Origin of the sequence: Brevundimonas sp. (assembly GCF_051858995.1) — a bacterium.
Classification (GTDB): domain Bacteria; phylum Pseudomonadota; class Alphaproteobacteria; order Caulobacterales; family Caulobacteraceae; genus Brevundimonas.
Genome location: NZ_JBHYGN010000002.1, coordinates 111,261 through 125,882, shown reverse-complemented (window position 1 = coordinate 125,882; position 14,622 = coordinate 111,261). Strand labels below are relative to the sequence as shown.

Here is a 14,622-nt window from a genome sequence, read left to right as displayed (position 1 = left end):
CCGCTCTCATCGCCCTCACCCCATCCACAGCGTCGCGGGATGCTCCAGCAGGCCCTTGATGCGCTGGACGAAGACCGCCGCGTCATGGCCGTCGACGATGCGGTGATCGAAGGACGAGGACAGGTTCATCATCTTGCGGACGACCATTTGACCGTCCCGGACGACGACGCGTTCGGCGATCTTGTTGGGACCGACGATAGCGACTTCCGGATGATTGATGATCGGGGTGTGCGTAATGCCGCCCAGCGTGCCCAGCGAGGTGATGGTGATGGTGGAGCCGGACAGTTCGTCCCGCTTGGCCGAGCCGTCCTTGGCCGCGCCCGAGACGCGGGCGATCTCCAGCGCCGTATCGTACGGATCGCGCGCCTCGGCGTGGCGGACCACGGGCACCATCAGGCCGTTCGGCGTCTGGGCGGCGATGCCCAGATGTACGGCGGCGTGCTGCGTCAGCACCCCGGCCTCGTCGTCATAGGTGGCGTTGATCTGCGGCTGGTCGCGCAGGGCCACCACGATGGCGCGGGCGATGAAAGGCAGGACGTTCAGCTTGGGCTGGTCCTTGGTCTTCGTCGCGTTCAGGTGGGCGCGGAGCTCCTCCAGCGCCGTGACGTCGATCTCCTCGACATAGGTGATGTGCGGGATGCGACGGACGCTCTCGGCCATCTTCTCCGCGATCTTGCGACGCAGGCCGATGATGCGGACCTCGGTGGTTCCTTCAGCCCTGGCATAGGTCGAGGCCGACGATCCGGAGACGGACGATTTCGAACCGCCGGCGACATAGGCGTCCAGGTCGGCGTGCTCGATGCGACCGGCCGGACCGGAGCCGGGCACGAACTGCAGCTCGACGCCGAGGTCCCGCGCGCGGTTGCGCACGGCGGGCGAGGCCAGCGGGCGTTCACCGCGGGTGGAGAGCTTCCGTGAGCCCTCCCCCTCGATGGGGGAGGGTTGGGTGGGGGTGGAGGCAGGCTGTTGACGGGCAGGCGCGGAAGGCGACGACGAAGCCTTTTGCGCCACAGACGGTGACGGCGAACGCGCACCCCCATCCCCGGCCCTTCCCCCATCGAGGGGGAAGGGAGAAGATACATTCCCCTTGCCCTCGACCTTGAACGACACCAGCGGGCCGCCGACGGCGGAGGCCTGACCCGGCTCGCCATGCAGGGCGACGACCGTGCCGGACACCGGCGAGGTGATCTCCACCGTGGCCTTGTCGGTCATGATGTCGGCGAGGATCTGGTCCTCGGACACCGTGTCGCCGACCTTGACGTGCCAGCCGACCAGCTCGGCCTCGGCCGTGCCTTCGCCCACGTCAGGGAGCTTGAAGACGTAGTTGGCGCCGGAGGCGGGCTGGGCCTCGACCGGAGCGGCGGCCTTGGGAGCCTCGACCGGGGCCGGAGCAGCCTCGGCCTTCGGCGCGGGGGCCGGAGCCGGCGCGTCGGACGCATTCCCCGCGCCCTCGACCTCGAACTCGACCAGCGGGCCGCGCACCGGGACCATCTGGCCCGGCTCGCCATGGATGGCGATGACCTTGCCCGAGACCGGGGCGGTGATTTCGACGGTGGCCTTGTCGGTCATGACGTCGGCGACGATCTGGTCCTCGGCGACCACGTCGCCGACCTTCACGTGCCAGCCGACCAGTTCGGCCTCGGCGGTGCCTTCACCCACGTCGGGCAGTTTGAAGACGAAACGACCCATCTCAGCGTCCCCCGCTCATGGTGGCTTTCAGGGCGTCGGCCACACGTTGCGGGCCGGGGAAATATTCCCACTCGAAGGCGTGCGGATAGGGCGTGTCCCAGCCGCAGACGCGGGCGATGGGCGCTTCCAGATGATAGAAGCAGCGCTCCTGCACCAGGGCCGACAGCTCGGCGCCGTAGCCCGAGGTCTTGGGCGCTTCGTGCACGATGACGCAGCGGCCGGTCTTCTTCACGCTGGCCTCGATGGCCTCGATGTCCAGCGGCACGAGGGTGCGCAGGTCGATGACCTCGGCGTCCACGCCCGCATGCTCGGCGCCCGCCAGCGACACCCAGACCATGGTGCCCCAGGCCAGGATGGTGACGTCGGCGCCTTCCTTCATGATGCGCGCCTTGCCGATCGGCTCGACGTATTTGCCGGTCGGGACCTGGGCCAGGTCCTGAGCCTTCCACGGCGAGACCGGCTTCTCGTGCCAGCCGTCGAACGGACCGTTGTAGAGGCGCTTGGGCTCGAAGAAGATGGTGGGGTCGTCGTCCTCGATACAGGCCGTCAGCAGGCCCTTGGCGTCGTAGGGGTTGGACGGCACCACAACCTTCAGGCCGGCGATGTGGGTGAACAGGCTTTCCGGCGACTGGCTGTGCGTCTGGCCGCCGAAGATGCCGCCGCCGTAGGGGCTGCGGACCGTGATCGGCGAGGTGAACTGGCCGCCCGAGCGGTAGCGCAGCTTGGCCGCTTCCGAGACGATTTGGTCGTAGGCCGGATAGATGTAGTCGGCGAACTGGATCTCGACGACCGGACGCAGGCCATAGGCGCCCATGCCGATGGCGGCGGCGACGATGCCGCATTCGCTGATCGGGGCGTCGAAGCTGCGGGTCAGACCGTGCTTCTGCTGAAGCTGGTCGGTGACGCGGAAGACGCCGCCGAAATACCCTGCGTCCTCGCCGAACGACAGGACGTTGCCGTCCTCCGCCATCTTGACGTCCAGGGCCGAGTTCAGGGCCTGGATCATGTTCATCGGCACGACGTCGCCCTTGGGGGCGGTCGAGGCCGGGGCGTTGGAGGCAGTGACCATGTCGGGCTCGACGCCGTCGGTGCGGTCGGCTTCGGTGAAGGTGGTTTGCTCGGTCATGCTCAGACTCCGACCTCGCGACGTTGCTCGACGAGGCGCCAGTCTTCGGTGGCGAAGACCTCTTCGAACATCGTCTTCACGCTGGGGCGCGACTGGCCGAGGGTTCCGATGGCCTCGGATTCCTTGCCGGCGGCGCGGACCTGTTCGACCGCTTCGGCTTCGGCGGCGGTCTGTTGCTCATCCGACCATTCGCCGAGCGCGATCAGGTGCTGCTTCAGGCGGTCCACCGGATCGCCCAGCGGCCATTTCTCATGCTCGTCGCCCGGGCGGTAGCGGCTGGGATCGTCCGAAGTCGAGTGCGGCGCGCCGCGGTAGGTGAACAGCTCGATGACCGTCGCGCCCTGATTGGTGCGCGCCCGCTCCTCGGCCCACTTCGTCGCGGCCCAGACCGCGAGGAAGTCATTGCCGTCCACGCGCAGGGCCGGAAGGCCATAGCCGATGGCCTTGGACGCGAAGGTGGTCTCCAGACCGCCCGCGATACCCATGAAGGACGAGATGGCCCACTGGTTGTTGACGACGTTCAGGATCACCGGCGCGCGATAGACGGCGGCGAAGGTCAGGGCGTTGTGGAAGTCGCCTTCCGCCGTGGCCCCGTCGCCGATCCAGCTGATGGCGATCTTGTCGTCACCCTTGTAGGCGCTGGCCATGGCCCAGCCGACGGCCTGCGGCACCTGGGTCCCGAGGTTCCCCGAGATGGTGAAGAAGCCGTACTCCTTGGACGAATACATGATCGGCAGCTGGCGGCCTTTGATCGGGTCGCTGGCGTTCGAATAGATCTGGTTCATCATCTCGACCAGCGGATAGCCGCGCGAGATCAGTAGGCCCTGCTGGCGATAAGTCGGGAAGCCCATGTCCTCGCGACGCAGGATCATCCCCTGTGCGACCGCGATGGCCTCCTCGCCGGTGCACTTCATATAGAAGCTGGTCTTCCCCTGACGGTGGGCGCGGTGCATCCGGTCGTCGAAGGCGCGCGTCAGGATCATGGCCTTCAGACCCCTGCGCAGGGTCTCGGCGTCCAGATTCGGGTTCCACGGCCCGACGGCCTTGCCGTCATCGTCCAGCACGCGGACCAGCTGGAAGGCGTGGTCGCGCATCTCGTACGGCGTGGACGCCACATCGGGACGATCCACCGCCCCCGCCGCGTCAAAGCGCAGGTGGCTGAAATCGGGGGCGTCGCCCGGACGGCCCGAAGGCTCGGGCACGCGCAGTGACAATTGGGGCGTATTGGGCTTCTTCATTCCGTCCTGCCGTCCGGTTGATCCGACCGCGTTTTCCTCAGGCAGCGATCTAGCACGACGTCGGCGCCAAGGCTCGCTCGATTTTGACCTTGCCTTGTGCTGATCGCGGGTATTTTATTGCGTCATAATAATAAGTGGAGAAACGCATTGGCCGAAGAGCTGGATCCCGTCGACGCCCGGATTCTTGACATCCTTCAACAGGACGCCGGACTGTCGGTTGCAGAGGTCGCCGACCGCGTCGGCCTGAGCGCCTCGCCGTGCTGGCGCCGGATCAAGAGGCTGGAGGATACGGGCTTCATCCGCAAGCGGGTGACCCTGCTGGACGCCGAGAAGCTGGGCCTGGACTTCGAAGTTTACGCCATCGTCAAGCTGAGCCTGCCCTCGAGCGAGAACCTGGACACCTTCGAGGCCGCCGTCGCCCACTGGCCCGAGGTGGTGCAGTGCGCCACCATCACCGGCCGCGAGGACTATGTGCTGCGGATCATCACCTCCGACATGCACGCCTTCGACAAATTCCTGCGTGAGAAGCTGCTGAGCCTGAACATCGTCTCGGACTGCGAGAGCCACATCGTCACGCGCGGCGTGAAGAATGTGACCACCCTGCCCCTTGGCATCGTGACCCCGCACGTCGGATAATGTCGGTCGGCCCGCCACAGGGCCGGGGGACACTGACATGATCGAACTGGTGATCGACGCGCGCCGCAAGGACCTGGGCGGGTTCGAGGTGGGCCGCGTGCTGCCCTTCCATTCGCGCCGGATGGTGGGCCCCTTCATCTTCCTGGACCAGATGGGACCCGCCGAGTTCGCGCCGGGCGCCGACGCCATCAATGTGCGGCCGCACCCGCACATCGGCCTGTCGACCCTGACCTATCTGTTCGAGGGCGAGATCATGCACCGGGACAACACCGGCGCGACCCAGGCCATCCGTCCGGGCGAGGTCAACTGGATGACCGCGGGCAGCGGCATCGTCCACTCCGAGCGCACCGATCCGCTGAAGAAGAGCCAAGGCGGGGCCATGCACGGGATGCAGGCCTGGGTCGCCCTGCCCACCGAGCTGGAAGAGACCGCTCCGGCCTTCCACCACATCGGCGAGGAAGGCCAGCCCGCCTATGAGAACGGCGGCCTGTTCGCCCGTCTGGTGGCTGGCGAGGCCTATGGCGCCAAGGCCGCGGCGCCGGTCTCCTCGCCCCTGTTCTATGTGCACTGGGAACTGGCCGAGGGGGTGCGCACCGCGCCGCCGTCCGGCAAGGGCCCAGGCGGCTATTCCGAGCGCGCCCTCTATGTCGTGAAGGGCGAGATCGAGGTCGGCGACCGCACCTTCCATGAAGGCCAGATGATCGTGCTGGAGCCGACGGCCGAGCCGACGGTCAAGGCGATCAAACCCTCGTCGGTCATGGTGCTGGGCGGCGAGCCGGTCGGGCCGCGCGTGATCTGGTGGAATTTCGTCGCCTCGTCGCAGGAGCGGATCGATCAGGCCAAGGCCGACTGGAAGGCCGGACGCATGGCCCTGCCCGCCGAGGATGATCTGGAGTTCATCCCGCTGCCCGACGTGCCCTCGACGCCGGAGCCGGCGCCGGTGAAGCCGGAACCGACGCACCCGGTTTAGGGGTTAGCGCGCCGCTACCCAGTCCACGATGGTCCTCAGGGCCTCGGGATCGATCGTCGTCTCGATGGTCTGGTACTCGGCCACCAGTCCGGTGGTGGCGGGCTGCATCAGGTGATTCAGGTTCGGCAGGACGACGATGTCGGCTGACGGCGCCGCGGCGCGCAGGGCGGCGGCGTTCTGCTGGGCCGGGACCTGGGTATCCTTGCCGCCATAGACGGCCAGCAGGGGTGCACTGAGCGCGCGCAGCGACGGTTGGGGGTCATGGGCCACGAACCAGCGGGTCCATGGGGCGGTGACCTGGGCCGCGGCGGCCTGACGCTGAGCTTCGGGCAGGCCCGCCTCCGCGAGGATGGGCTCGACCGCCGCCACGACGGCCTCCGCCGAGTCCGCATTGGCCGCCACCGCCTGCATGATGCGGGCCTGCAGGCCGACATTGCGCTCGATCATGGCCGGGGCGACGCCCGAGGCCTGCAGGGTCGCGCGCGACTGTTCGACCAGCAGGTCGCCGCCCGACACCGCCGGTCCGGCGATCATGACCACGAAGGCGATGTCCGGATGGACCTGCGCGACCAGGGGCGCGATGGTCCCGCCCTCGCTGTGGCCGATCAGGCCGATGCGGCTGATGTCCGGGCGGGCGTCGAGAAAGGCGACCGAGGCCCCGGCGTCCAGGGCGAAGTCGGCGCTGGTCGCGGAGGCCAGCGGCCCGGTCGAACCGCCGACGCCACGATCATCGACCCGCAGCACAGCCACGCCGCGGCGGGTGAGGGCATCGGCGAGGATCAGGAAGGGCTTGTGGCCGAAGACCGTCTCGTCCCGGTCCTGCTGGCCCGATCCGGAGATCAGCAGGACCGCCGGAAAAGGCCCCCGGCCCTCCGGCAGGGTCAGGGTTCCGGCCAACTGAACGCCCGCCATGGTCGTCGGGATGACCACCTCCTCACTGCGATAGGGGAAGGGCGCCTGCGGGGTCTGGGGCCGGTGGGCCGCAGGCTCCGGCGTGACGGGCGGCGGGGCCGAGGGCGCCAGCTCCAGCGAACGCGTCAGGACCAGCGGCAGGGTGGCCGCCCCCTGCGTCAGCGCCCCATTCAGGGTGCGACCGCCATCGGCCAGCGAACCTTCGAAGCCCCCACCGGCAGCAGGGACCGAGAAGCGCACCACCCCGCCCTGCAGGCTAAGGCCACTGACGGGCAGACCGGTGACGCCCTGATCCGGGCTGTCGAGGGTGGCGGCGCCGACGGCGTCGACGTTCAGCACGACCCGCAGGCTCTGGCCGCTAACCGTGATCCGGCCCTCCCAACGGCCCGCCAGCTCTCCGGCGGGGGCTTGGACCGCGACCGGGGAAACGGCGGCAGCGACGGTAAGCGAGAGAATGGTCATTAGCGGTCCTCCTTGAGGTTGAGCCTATGCGGCCCGTCACCCCGGGCCAAGACACCCAAGGAGGCAATCCGCAACCGCACAGGACTTGAATGCCCGGCGTCAGACCCGATCTGTCCGCCATGACCGCTTTCTCCGTGCTCGACCTGTCGCCCATCGTGGAGGGCGGCGACGCCCGCCGCGCCCTTCTGGAAACCGCCGAACTGGCGAAGACGGCCGAGCGGACCGGCTTCGGGCGCTTCTGGCTGGCCGAGCATCACAACATGCCCGGCATCGCCAGCGCGGCGACGGCGGTGGCCCTCGGCTTCGTGGCGAGCCAGACCGAGACCATCCGCGTCGGCTCGGGCGGGATCATGCTGCCCAACCACGCGCCGCTCGTGGTGGCCGAACAGTTCGGCACCCTGGCCGCCCTCTACCCGGATCGGATCGATTTGGGGCTGGGCCGCGCGCCCGGCACCGACGGCGAGACCGCCCGCGCCCTGCGCCGCTATTTCGAGGCCGCCGACCAGTTCCCGCGTGATGTGCTGGAGCTGCAGCGCTTCCTGGATGATCCGGTCGAGGGCCAACGCGTCACCGCGTGGCCGGGTGCGGGGTCGAAGGTTCCGGTCTGGCTGCTGGGCTCCAGCCTGTTCAGCGCCGAACTGGCCGCCCATCTGGGCCTGCCCTTCGCCTTCGCCAGCCATTTCGCGCCCGAACTGCTCCTGCAGGCGCTGGAGACCTATCGCGCCGGGTTCCGCCCGTCGAAGCAACTGGCGCAGCCGTACTCAATGGCCGCCATCAACGTCTTCGCCGCCGACAGCGACGCGGAGGCGCAGCGCCTGTCGACCTCGATGCAGCAGTCCTTCGCCGCGGTCGTGACCGGCAAGCCCGGCAAGCTGAAGCCGCCGGTGGACGACATCACCACGGTGCTGGACGCCCGTCAGATCGCGGCGGTCGAGAGCCGTCTGACCTATGCCGCCGTCGGTGGCGTGGACACGGTGCGGACCAAGCTGGCCGACTTCATCACCCTGACGAAGGTGGATGAGGTGATGGTCACCGGCATGATCCACGATCTGGAACCGCGCCTGCACAGCCTCGAAGTGACGGCGGAGGCCTTCTCCGGCCTCTAGAGGCTGCGCAAGAACTCCAGCAGCCACCCGTTCACGACCTCGGGTCGCTCCTGCTGGATCCAGTGCCCCGCCCCGGGCACGACGACCTGTGAGCGGAGGTCCGGGACCAGCTTGCCCAGCCCCGCCTCGTGCTGCCCCGAATAGTGCCGGACCGGATCCCGGTCGCCGACCATGAAGGCGCCCGGCACGCGCACCTTGGCGTCCTGCAGGAAGGCGGTCAGCGACCAGTTCAGGTCGATGCAGCGGTACCAGTCGAGCGGCGCGCGGAAGCCGCCCCCCTCGAAGGCCGCGACATATTCCGCGAAATGCTCGGGGCTCATCCAAGGCGGCAGGGGCGCGTCGTCGGGGACGGTGGAGATGAAATTCTCCCCCGGCTGGATGAAGCCGGTGGACTGCAACTCCGGCGGCGTGGCGCCGTCATAGGCCCAGAAGCCCTTGCGCAGGCCCGCGGCCACATCGACCTCAAACACCTTGTGCGCGTCCGGCGCCTGGAACTGGTTGATGTAGAGCTCGCCCAGCCCGGCGCGCTTCGAGATCGCCGCCATGGCCACGGTCGGCGGGCCCTTGGCCCGGCGCGGCTGCAGCGGCACTGACAGGCAGGCGACGGCGGTGAAGACGTCCGGCCGCGTCAGGGCGCAATGCCAGGCCACCGGCGCGCCCCAGTCATGGCCGACGACGGTGCAGGTCGAATGCCCCAGCGCCCGCACCAGATCGACCATGTCCCCGACCAGATGCAGGACCGAATAGGCCTCCCGCTGTTCCGGCTTGTCGGTCCCGCCATAGCCGCGCATGTCCGGCGCGACGGCGTGATAGCCCGCCTCCGCCAGCGCCCGCACCTGAGCGCGCCAGCTGATCCCCAGTTCGGGGAAGCCATGGATGAACAGCACCAGCGGCCCATCTCCGGCCTCGAGTATCTGCTGGCGAATGCCGTCGGTCTGGATGTGGCGGGTCTGCATGCTCACACCCGATCACTTGCCGGCGGATCGGGCAAGCGTCTCCTCCCCGTCGCGGTCCGCGATGGGGAGGTGACGCGTTAGAGCACCACGCCCGTCGTGCGCATGATCTCGGCGCGCAGTTCCGGCAGGCCCTCGCCCTTTTCGGACGAGGTCAGGGCGACCGCCGGGAAGGCGGCGGGGCGTTTGGAGATGGCCTTCAGCGTCGCGGCCTGGACCTTCTCGCCCTCGCCCTTCTTCAGCTTGTCGGCCTTGGTCAGGACGATCTGGTAGCTGACGGCGGCCAGATCGAGGGCGTCCAGCGCCTCGGTGTCCACCGACTTCAGACCGTGGCGGGCGTCGATCAGCAGATAGACCCGCTTCAGCGTCACCCGGCCGCGCAGGTAGTCGCGGCCCAGATCCTGGAACTTCTTGACCGTCGACTTGGACGCCTTGGCCCAACCGTAGCCGGGCAGGTCGACCAGACGCATCTTGCCGTCGAGGTCGAAGAAATTGACCTCGCGCGTCCGGCCCGGCTCGTTCGAGGCGCGGGCCAGCTTGTGCATGCCGACCAGGCCGTTGATCAGGCTGGACTTGCCGACATTGGACCGGCCCGCGAAGGCGATCTCGGGCAGGTCCGGATCGGGCAGCTGCTCGATCTTGGCGCAGCCCATGACGAAGGTGGCCTGACGCGCAAAGAGAATGCGCGCCTGCTCCAGTTCGTCGGGGGTGAACTCGTCGGTCATCAGGCCTTCTTGAACCGGGCGAGGAAGGTGTCGATCGGGTTCTCGGCCTTGAAGCGGTGCATGATGATGTACTGCTGGAAGATGGTCAGCACGTTCGACCAGCCCCAGTAGAGCAGCAGGCCGGCCGGGAAGTTGGCCATGATGAAGGTGAACACCACCGGCATGAACTGGAAGATCTTGCGCTGGACGGGGTCCGGCGCGGGCGGGCTCATGGCCATCTGCAGCCACATGGTGAAGCCGTAGACGATGGCCAGCACGCTGAGGCCCAGGCTGAAACCGCCGCCCGGATGGCTGACCAGCAGGTTGCCGATCAGCGGCGCCGTCGACGGATCCCACGGGATCAGGCCGAACAGGTTCCAGATGGTGGTGTGGTCCGGCGCCGACAGGTCATGCAGCCATCCGAAGAAGGGCGCGTGACGCATTTCGATGGTCACGAACAGCATCTTGTAGACGGCGTAGAAGACCGGGATCTGGAGCAGAAGGGGCAGACAGCCGGCCAGCGGGTTGATCTTCTCCCGCTGGTAAAGGGCCATGGTTTCCTGTTGCTGCTTGGCCGCGTCGTCCGGGAACTTCTTCTTGATCTCCTCCATCTTGGGCTGGAGGTTCCGCATCTTGGACATGCTCTCGTAGCTCTTGTTGGCCAGCGGGAACATGATCAGGCGGACGGTCAGGGTCAGCAGCAGGATGGCGATGCCGAAATTGCCGACCAGGCCGTAGAAGAACTCCACCGCCATGAAGATCGGGCGGGTCAGGAAGAACAGGAAGCCCCAGTCGATCGCATAGATGAAGCGCGGCAGGCCGAGGTCCTTCTCGTAGCCCGCGAGGATTTCATTGCGCTTGGCGCCGGCGAACAGGCGGGTGGTCTCGGTGATCTGGCCGTTCGGCGCGATGGTGTGCTCGGCGCCGCGCAGCAGGGCCGCGTGGGTGTCGAAGCGTTCCTGGTCATTGACGAAGAAGCCGGCGTCGACCTTCTCGTTCTGATCCGGGATCAGGGCGGCGAGCCAGTATTTGTCGGTGATGCCCAGCCAGCCGCCGGTCGACTGATGCTCCTGCGCGGGCTTCTTGGCCCAGGCTTTGTATTTCAGCTGCTCAGTCGAATATTTCTCGCCGTCGCCGAAGGTGCCGATGCCGCCTTCGTGCAGCACCTGCTGGCGACCCAGATCGTCCGGCACGCCCTGACGCTCGATGCGGCCATAGGGCTGCAGGGTGATCGGCGCCGGGGTGAAGTTGGCGACCGTGTCGCTGATCGTGAACATGTACTGGTCATCGATCGAGATGCGGCGGGTGAAGCGCAGGCCCTGGCCGTTGTCCCAGGTCAGGGTGACCGGCGTCGTCGGGGTCAGGGTCGAGCCCTGGGTCAGGCGCCAGGGGGTGTTCGGGCCGGGAACGCCGCCGGGGACGTTCTGACCGGTCCAGCCGAACTGGGCGAAGTAGGCGTGGCGCATGCCCTGCGGGCGGAACAGCTCCACCGCGGGCGAGTCCTTGGCGATGGTCTCGCGGTATTTGGTCAGGAACAGGTCGTCGATGCGCGAGCCGTTCAGGGCCAGCGAGCCCGTCAGGGTCGGCGTCTGGATGCGGACGCGGACGCCGGCGCCCAGCGCCTGGGTCCGGTTGGTGATGAAGCTGGCGACCGCGGGCGCGCTCGATCCGGCGGCGCCGGGCGCTCCGGGGGTCCCGGCCTCGGCGGCCTTCTGGGCGGCGGCGGCCTGCTGCGCTTCACGGCGCTGGGCCTGCTGCGTCGGGCCGACGATCATCACATAGGCGGCGAACAGGAGCGCCGCGACCACGAAGAAGATGATCGTGTTGCGGCTGTTATTCTGAGGGGGCATGGAATTCAGGAGTCCTGGCCGGCTGGCGCGGGCGTCGAGGGCGCGGGTTGAGGCGCCGACCGCGGGGTCGCCAGCCTTGTAAGCGCCGATTTCACATCGTCAAGCAAACGGTCCCAGTCACGGTCGACCGTGCCCATGCGGGCGATGAACACATAGTCGCTGCCGGCCACGCCGAACTGCGGCGCAAGCGCGCGGGCGGCCTCGCGCAGGCGGCGTTTGGCGCGGTTGCGAACCACGGCCCCGCCGACCTTGCGGGTGGCGGTGAAGCCGAGGCGGATCGAGGCGTCGCCGTCGGCGCGATCCAGTCGCTGGACGACCACCGCGCCGCGGGCCTCTGAAACGCCTTTCGCGGCCGCCAGAAACTGGGGCCGCGACGTCAGGCGACAAATTTTGAGGTTATCGCCCATGCGCTCGCGCAGAGCGCCGACGACTTAGGCCGTCAGGCGCTTGCGGCCCTTGGCGCGGCGGCGCTGAACGATCTTCTGACCGTTCTTGGTGGCCATCCGCGAACGGAAGCCGTGACGGCGCTTGCGCACGAGTCGCGACGGCTGATAGGTCCGCTTCACGGTCGGCTCCTGAGATAAATGAATACGGGTACGACGGAACGCGTCCGCCGCAGGAAGGGCGGGCGTATACGGGCACGATCCGCGTGAGTCAACGCCGTAGCGCGCCTTCCATCGCCCCTGTACGGAGAGAAAATGGCCCGTCTGAAGCGCTTCCTGCCCCTGATCGTGCTCGCGGCGGTCATCGCCCTGATCTTCGGCATGGGCTGGAACCGCTTTCTGTCGCTGGATACGATCCGCGATCACGGGGCTGAATTCCGGGCGTTCACCGCCGACAACTATGTGGTCAGCCTGCTGCTTCTGATGGCCGTCTTCGCCATCCTGACGGCCAGCGTTGTGCCCGGCGTCTTCTTCGTGACCATCACGGCGGGCTATCTGTTCGGGCCGTGGGTGGGCGGGGTCTCGACCTCCATCGCCGCCACCCTGGGCGCCCTGATCGTCTATGGCGTGGCCCGCACCGCGCTGGGCCGGGCCCTGCGCGAGAAGGCCGAGCGGGATCAGGGGCTCATGCAGAAGGTCTGCGCCGCCATCGACAAGGATACCTTCTGGTATGTGCTGGCCAGCCGTCTGGCCGTGGTCGTGCCCTTCCACATGATCAATATCGCGGCGGGCGTCATGGCGGTGCGACTGACGCCCTACACCATCGCCACGGTGATCGGCCTGCTGCCCGCCCACATCATCTACTGCTGGATCGGGGCGCGGCTGAACACCCTTCTGGCCGACAACCCCAATCCGGACTTCCAGGCCCTGTTCGGCCAGTTCTGGGCGCCCATGACCGGGGTCTTCATCCTGGCGGTCGTGTTGCCCTTCCTGATGAAGGGGCTGCAGGCGGCTCTGGGCCGAAAGGTCGCGACGTGAGAGAAGCAGCCCTTGGCCCAAGCCTTGCGTTAGGAGGCGCATGACGCGCACGCGCGCCCTTCTGAGTGCTGTCCGCAAGCGACTGCGGGTGCCCGCCGACTGGCGCGAGCGCGTGCGCTTCCACGCGCCCGATGCACTAGCCTGGCGGCTGCTGCTGCTGACCTTCGTCTTCGCCGCCTCGGTCGAGGTGCTGATCATCGCCCCCAGCGCGGCCAGCTTCCATGAGCGCTGGCTGCTGGACCGACTGCAGTCGGCCGAACTGGCGTCCGTGGGCGTCGAGGCCCTGCCCTATTCCGCCGTCGAGGACGACACCGCCGAACAGTTGCTGGCCATCGGCGGCGTGCAGGCGGTGGTGGTCGGAGATCAGGGCGTGCGCCGCCTGCTGCTGCAGGCCCCCAACCTGCCCCGGACGCCGGACCTGATCGACCTGCGCAAGCGGCGCCCGGTCGCCCGCCTGATGGACCCGTGGCAGACCCTGTTCGGCCACCCCGACCGCTCTATCCGGGTGCAGGCCCGCCCGCGCTATCGCTCCGGCGACTTCATCGAAATCCTGGCCCCGGCCCAGCCGCTGAAGGCCGAGCTGAAGACCTTCCTGCGCAACAGCCTGCTGACCTCCCTGTTCGTGTCGCTGGTGGCGGGGGGCCTGCTCTACGCCGGCCTGGCCTTCCTGGTGCTGCAGCCGCTGCGCCGGGTGACCCGCTCGATCGAGCATTTCGCCGAGGACCCGGAGAGCGAGGGCGCTCCGCCCAGCGACCGTCAGGACGAGATCGGCCGGGTCGAACGCGAACTGGCCCGCATGCAGGAAGAAGTGCGTCACTCCCTGCGCTCGCGCGCCCGTCTGGTGGCGCTGGGCGAGGCGGTGGCCAAGATCAATCACGACCTGCGCAACATGCTGACCTCGGCCCAGATGGCGTCCGAGCGTCTGGCCGATTCGCCGGACCCCGCCGTGGCCAAGGCCCTGCCCCGTCTGGAGCGCGCCCTGAGCCGCGCCGCCGCCCTGTCGCGCAATGTGCTGGAGTACGGCCGCAGCGAGGAGCCCGCCCCGCAGAAGGTGCGCGCGCCCCTGTCCGCCGTCCTGACCACCGCCGCCGAGGATGCGGGCCTGTCGCCGGACGGGGTGAAGCTGGTCAAGTCCCTGCCGCCCCGCTTCAACGTCCACGCCGATCAGGATCAGCTGTACCGCATTCTGGTGAACCTGCTGCGCAACGCCCGGCAGGCCATCGAGACCGACGCCACCCGCGCCGACAAGCACGGGGTGGTGCGGATCAGCGGCTCGACCGCCGACGGCGACTGCGTGATCCTGGTCAGCGACGACGGTCCGGGCATCCCGGCGCGGGTGGCGGACCGGCTGTTCGAAGCCTTCGTCAGCGGACGGGCGTCCGGCGGCACCGGGCTGGGCCTGACCATCTCGCGCGAGCTGGCGGTGAACAACGGCGGGACCCTGACCCTGATCGAGACGGGGCCGACAGGCACCACCTTCGAGCTTCGCCTTCCCAATTAGGCGATCAAGCTGAGCCAAATCGCGCGAACGGCGTTAAGCCTCGCGGAGCGCCGC

The 14,622-nt window shown here is 68.2% G+C and carries 14 protein-coding genes; 5 read left to right on the top strand and 9 right to left on the bottom strand.

Annotation, left to right across the window (positions count from 1 at the left end; all coding sequences use genetic code 11):
* Positions 1-15: 15 nt before the first annotated feature.
* The 3 genes from ACTIEF_RS03280 to ACTIEF_RS03270 are packed head-to-tail and all read right to left on the bottom strand — an operon-like array spanning position 16 to position 4,053.
* On the bottom strand, positions 16-1,689 hold the full coding sequence (locus ACTIEF_RS03280) for a 2-oxo acid dehydrogenase subunit E2 (protein ID WP_439470769.1): 1,674 nt from the start codon (positions 1,687-1,689) through the stop codon (positions 16-18).
* A gap of 1 nt (position 1,690) precedes the next feature.
* Positions 1,691-2,815, bottom strand: a complete 1,125-nt coding sequence (locus ACTIEF_RS03275) for an alpha-ketoacid dehydrogenase subunit beta (protein WP_439470768.1) — start codon at positions 2,813-2,815, stop codon at positions 1,691-1,693.
* A gap of 2 nt (positions 2,816-2,817) precedes the next feature.
* On the bottom strand, positions 2,818-4,053 hold the full coding sequence (locus ACTIEF_RS03270; RefSeq protein WP_439470767.1) for a 3-methyl-2-oxobutanoate dehydrogenase (2-methylpropanoyl-transferring) subunit alpha: 1,236 nt from the start codon (positions 4,051-4,053) through the stop codon (positions 2,818-2,820).
* A gap of 147 nt (positions 4,054-4,200) precedes the next feature.
* Between ACTIEF_RS03270 and ACTIEF_RS03265 the strand changes: the two genes are divergently transcribed.
* Complete coding sequence (locus tag ACTIEF_RS03265) at positions 4,201-4,689, top strand: Lrp/AsnC family transcriptional regulator (RefSeq protein ID WP_439470766.1); 489 nt, start codon at positions 4,201-4,203, stop codon at positions 4,687-4,689.
* Between the two features lie 37 nt (positions 4,690-4,726).
* On the top strand, positions 4,727-5,659 hold the full coding sequence (locus ACTIEF_RS03260; RefSeq protein ID WP_439470765.1) for a pirin family protein: 933 nt from the start codon (positions 4,727-4,729) through the stop codon (positions 5,657-5,659).
* A 3-nt stretch (positions 5,660-5,662) separates the two neighbouring features.
* On the opposite strand, the gene ACTIEF_RS03255 is transcribed toward ACTIEF_RS03260, so the two are convergent.
* Positions 5,663-7,033 carry an alpha/beta hydrolase family protein gene (locus tag ACTIEF_RS03255; protein WP_439470764.1) on the bottom strand — a complete coding sequence of 457 codons (1,371 nt, stop codon included), beginning with the start codon at positions 7,031-7,033 and terminating at the stop codon, positions 5,663-5,665.
* A 119-nt stretch (positions 7,034-7,152) separates the two neighbouring features.
* On the opposite strand from ACTIEF_RS03255, the gene ACTIEF_RS03250 reads away from it, so the two are divergent.
* Positions 7,153-8,139 (top strand): LLM class flavin-dependent oxidoreductase, encoded by a 987-nt coding sequence (locus ACTIEF_RS03250; protein ID WP_439470763.1) that lies wholly within the window; start codon positions 7,153-7,155, stop codon positions 8,137-8,139.
* On the opposite strand, the gene ACTIEF_RS03245 is transcribed toward ACTIEF_RS03250, so the two are convergent.
* The 5 genes from ACTIEF_RS03245 to rpmH all read right to left on the bottom strand — a co-directional run bounded on the left by ACTIEF_RS03245 (position 8,136) and on the right by rpmH (position 12,212).
* Positions 8,136-9,095 (bottom strand): alpha/beta fold hydrolase, encoded by a 960-nt coding sequence (locus tag ACTIEF_RS03245; protein ID WP_439470762.1) that lies wholly within the window; start codon positions 9,093-9,095, stop codon positions 8,136-8,138. The two genes, ACTIEF_RS03250 and ACTIEF_RS03245, sit on opposite strands and share 4 nt — an antisense overlap.
* Positions 9,096-9,172: 77 nt before the next feature.
* A complete protein-coding gene (yihA, locus tag ACTIEF_RS03240) occupies positions 9,173-9,817 on the bottom strand; it encodes a ribosome biogenesis GTP-binding protein YihA/YsxC (RefSeq protein ID WP_439470761.1) in 645 nt (214 codons plus the stop codon).
* Positions 9,817-11,646: a membrane protein insertase YidC gene (yidC, locus tag ACTIEF_RS03235; RefSeq protein ID WP_439470760.1), complete on the bottom strand. Its 1,830-nt coding sequence runs from the start codon at positions 11,644-11,646 to the stop codon at positions 9,817-9,819. Before yidC ends, yihA begins: the two co-directional genes overlap by 1 nt.
* A gap of 5 nt (positions 11,647-11,651) precedes the next feature.
* Positions 11,652-12,053, bottom strand: coding sequence for a ribonuclease P protein component (rnpA, locus tag ACTIEF_RS03230; RefSeq protein WP_439470759.1), 402 nt, complete (start codon positions 12,051-12,053; stop codon positions 11,652-11,654).
* Between the two features lie 24 nt (positions 12,054-12,077).
* Positions 12,078-12,212, bottom strand: a complete 135-nt coding sequence (rpmH, locus tag ACTIEF_RS03225; RefSeq protein WP_123288089.1) for a 50S ribosomal protein L34 — start codon at positions 12,210-12,212, stop codon at positions 12,078-12,080.
* A gap of 132 nt (positions 12,213-12,344) precedes the next feature.
* On the opposite strand from rpmH, the gene ACTIEF_RS03220 reads away from it, so the two are divergent.
* Positions 12,345-13,067, top strand: a complete 723-nt coding sequence (locus ACTIEF_RS03220) for a TVP38/TMEM64 family protein (RefSeq protein WP_439470758.1) — start codon at positions 12,345-12,347, stop codon at positions 13,065-13,067.
* 40 nt (positions 13,068-13,107) lie between these two features.
* The gene (locus tag ACTIEF_RS03215) at positions 13,108-14,568 is read left to right on the top strand and encodes a sensor histidine kinase (protein ID WP_439470757.1); all 1,461 of its coding nucleotides are present in this window, start codon (positions 13,108-13,110) and stop codon (positions 14,566-14,568) included.
* Positions 14,569-14,622 lie beyond the last annotated feature (54 nt).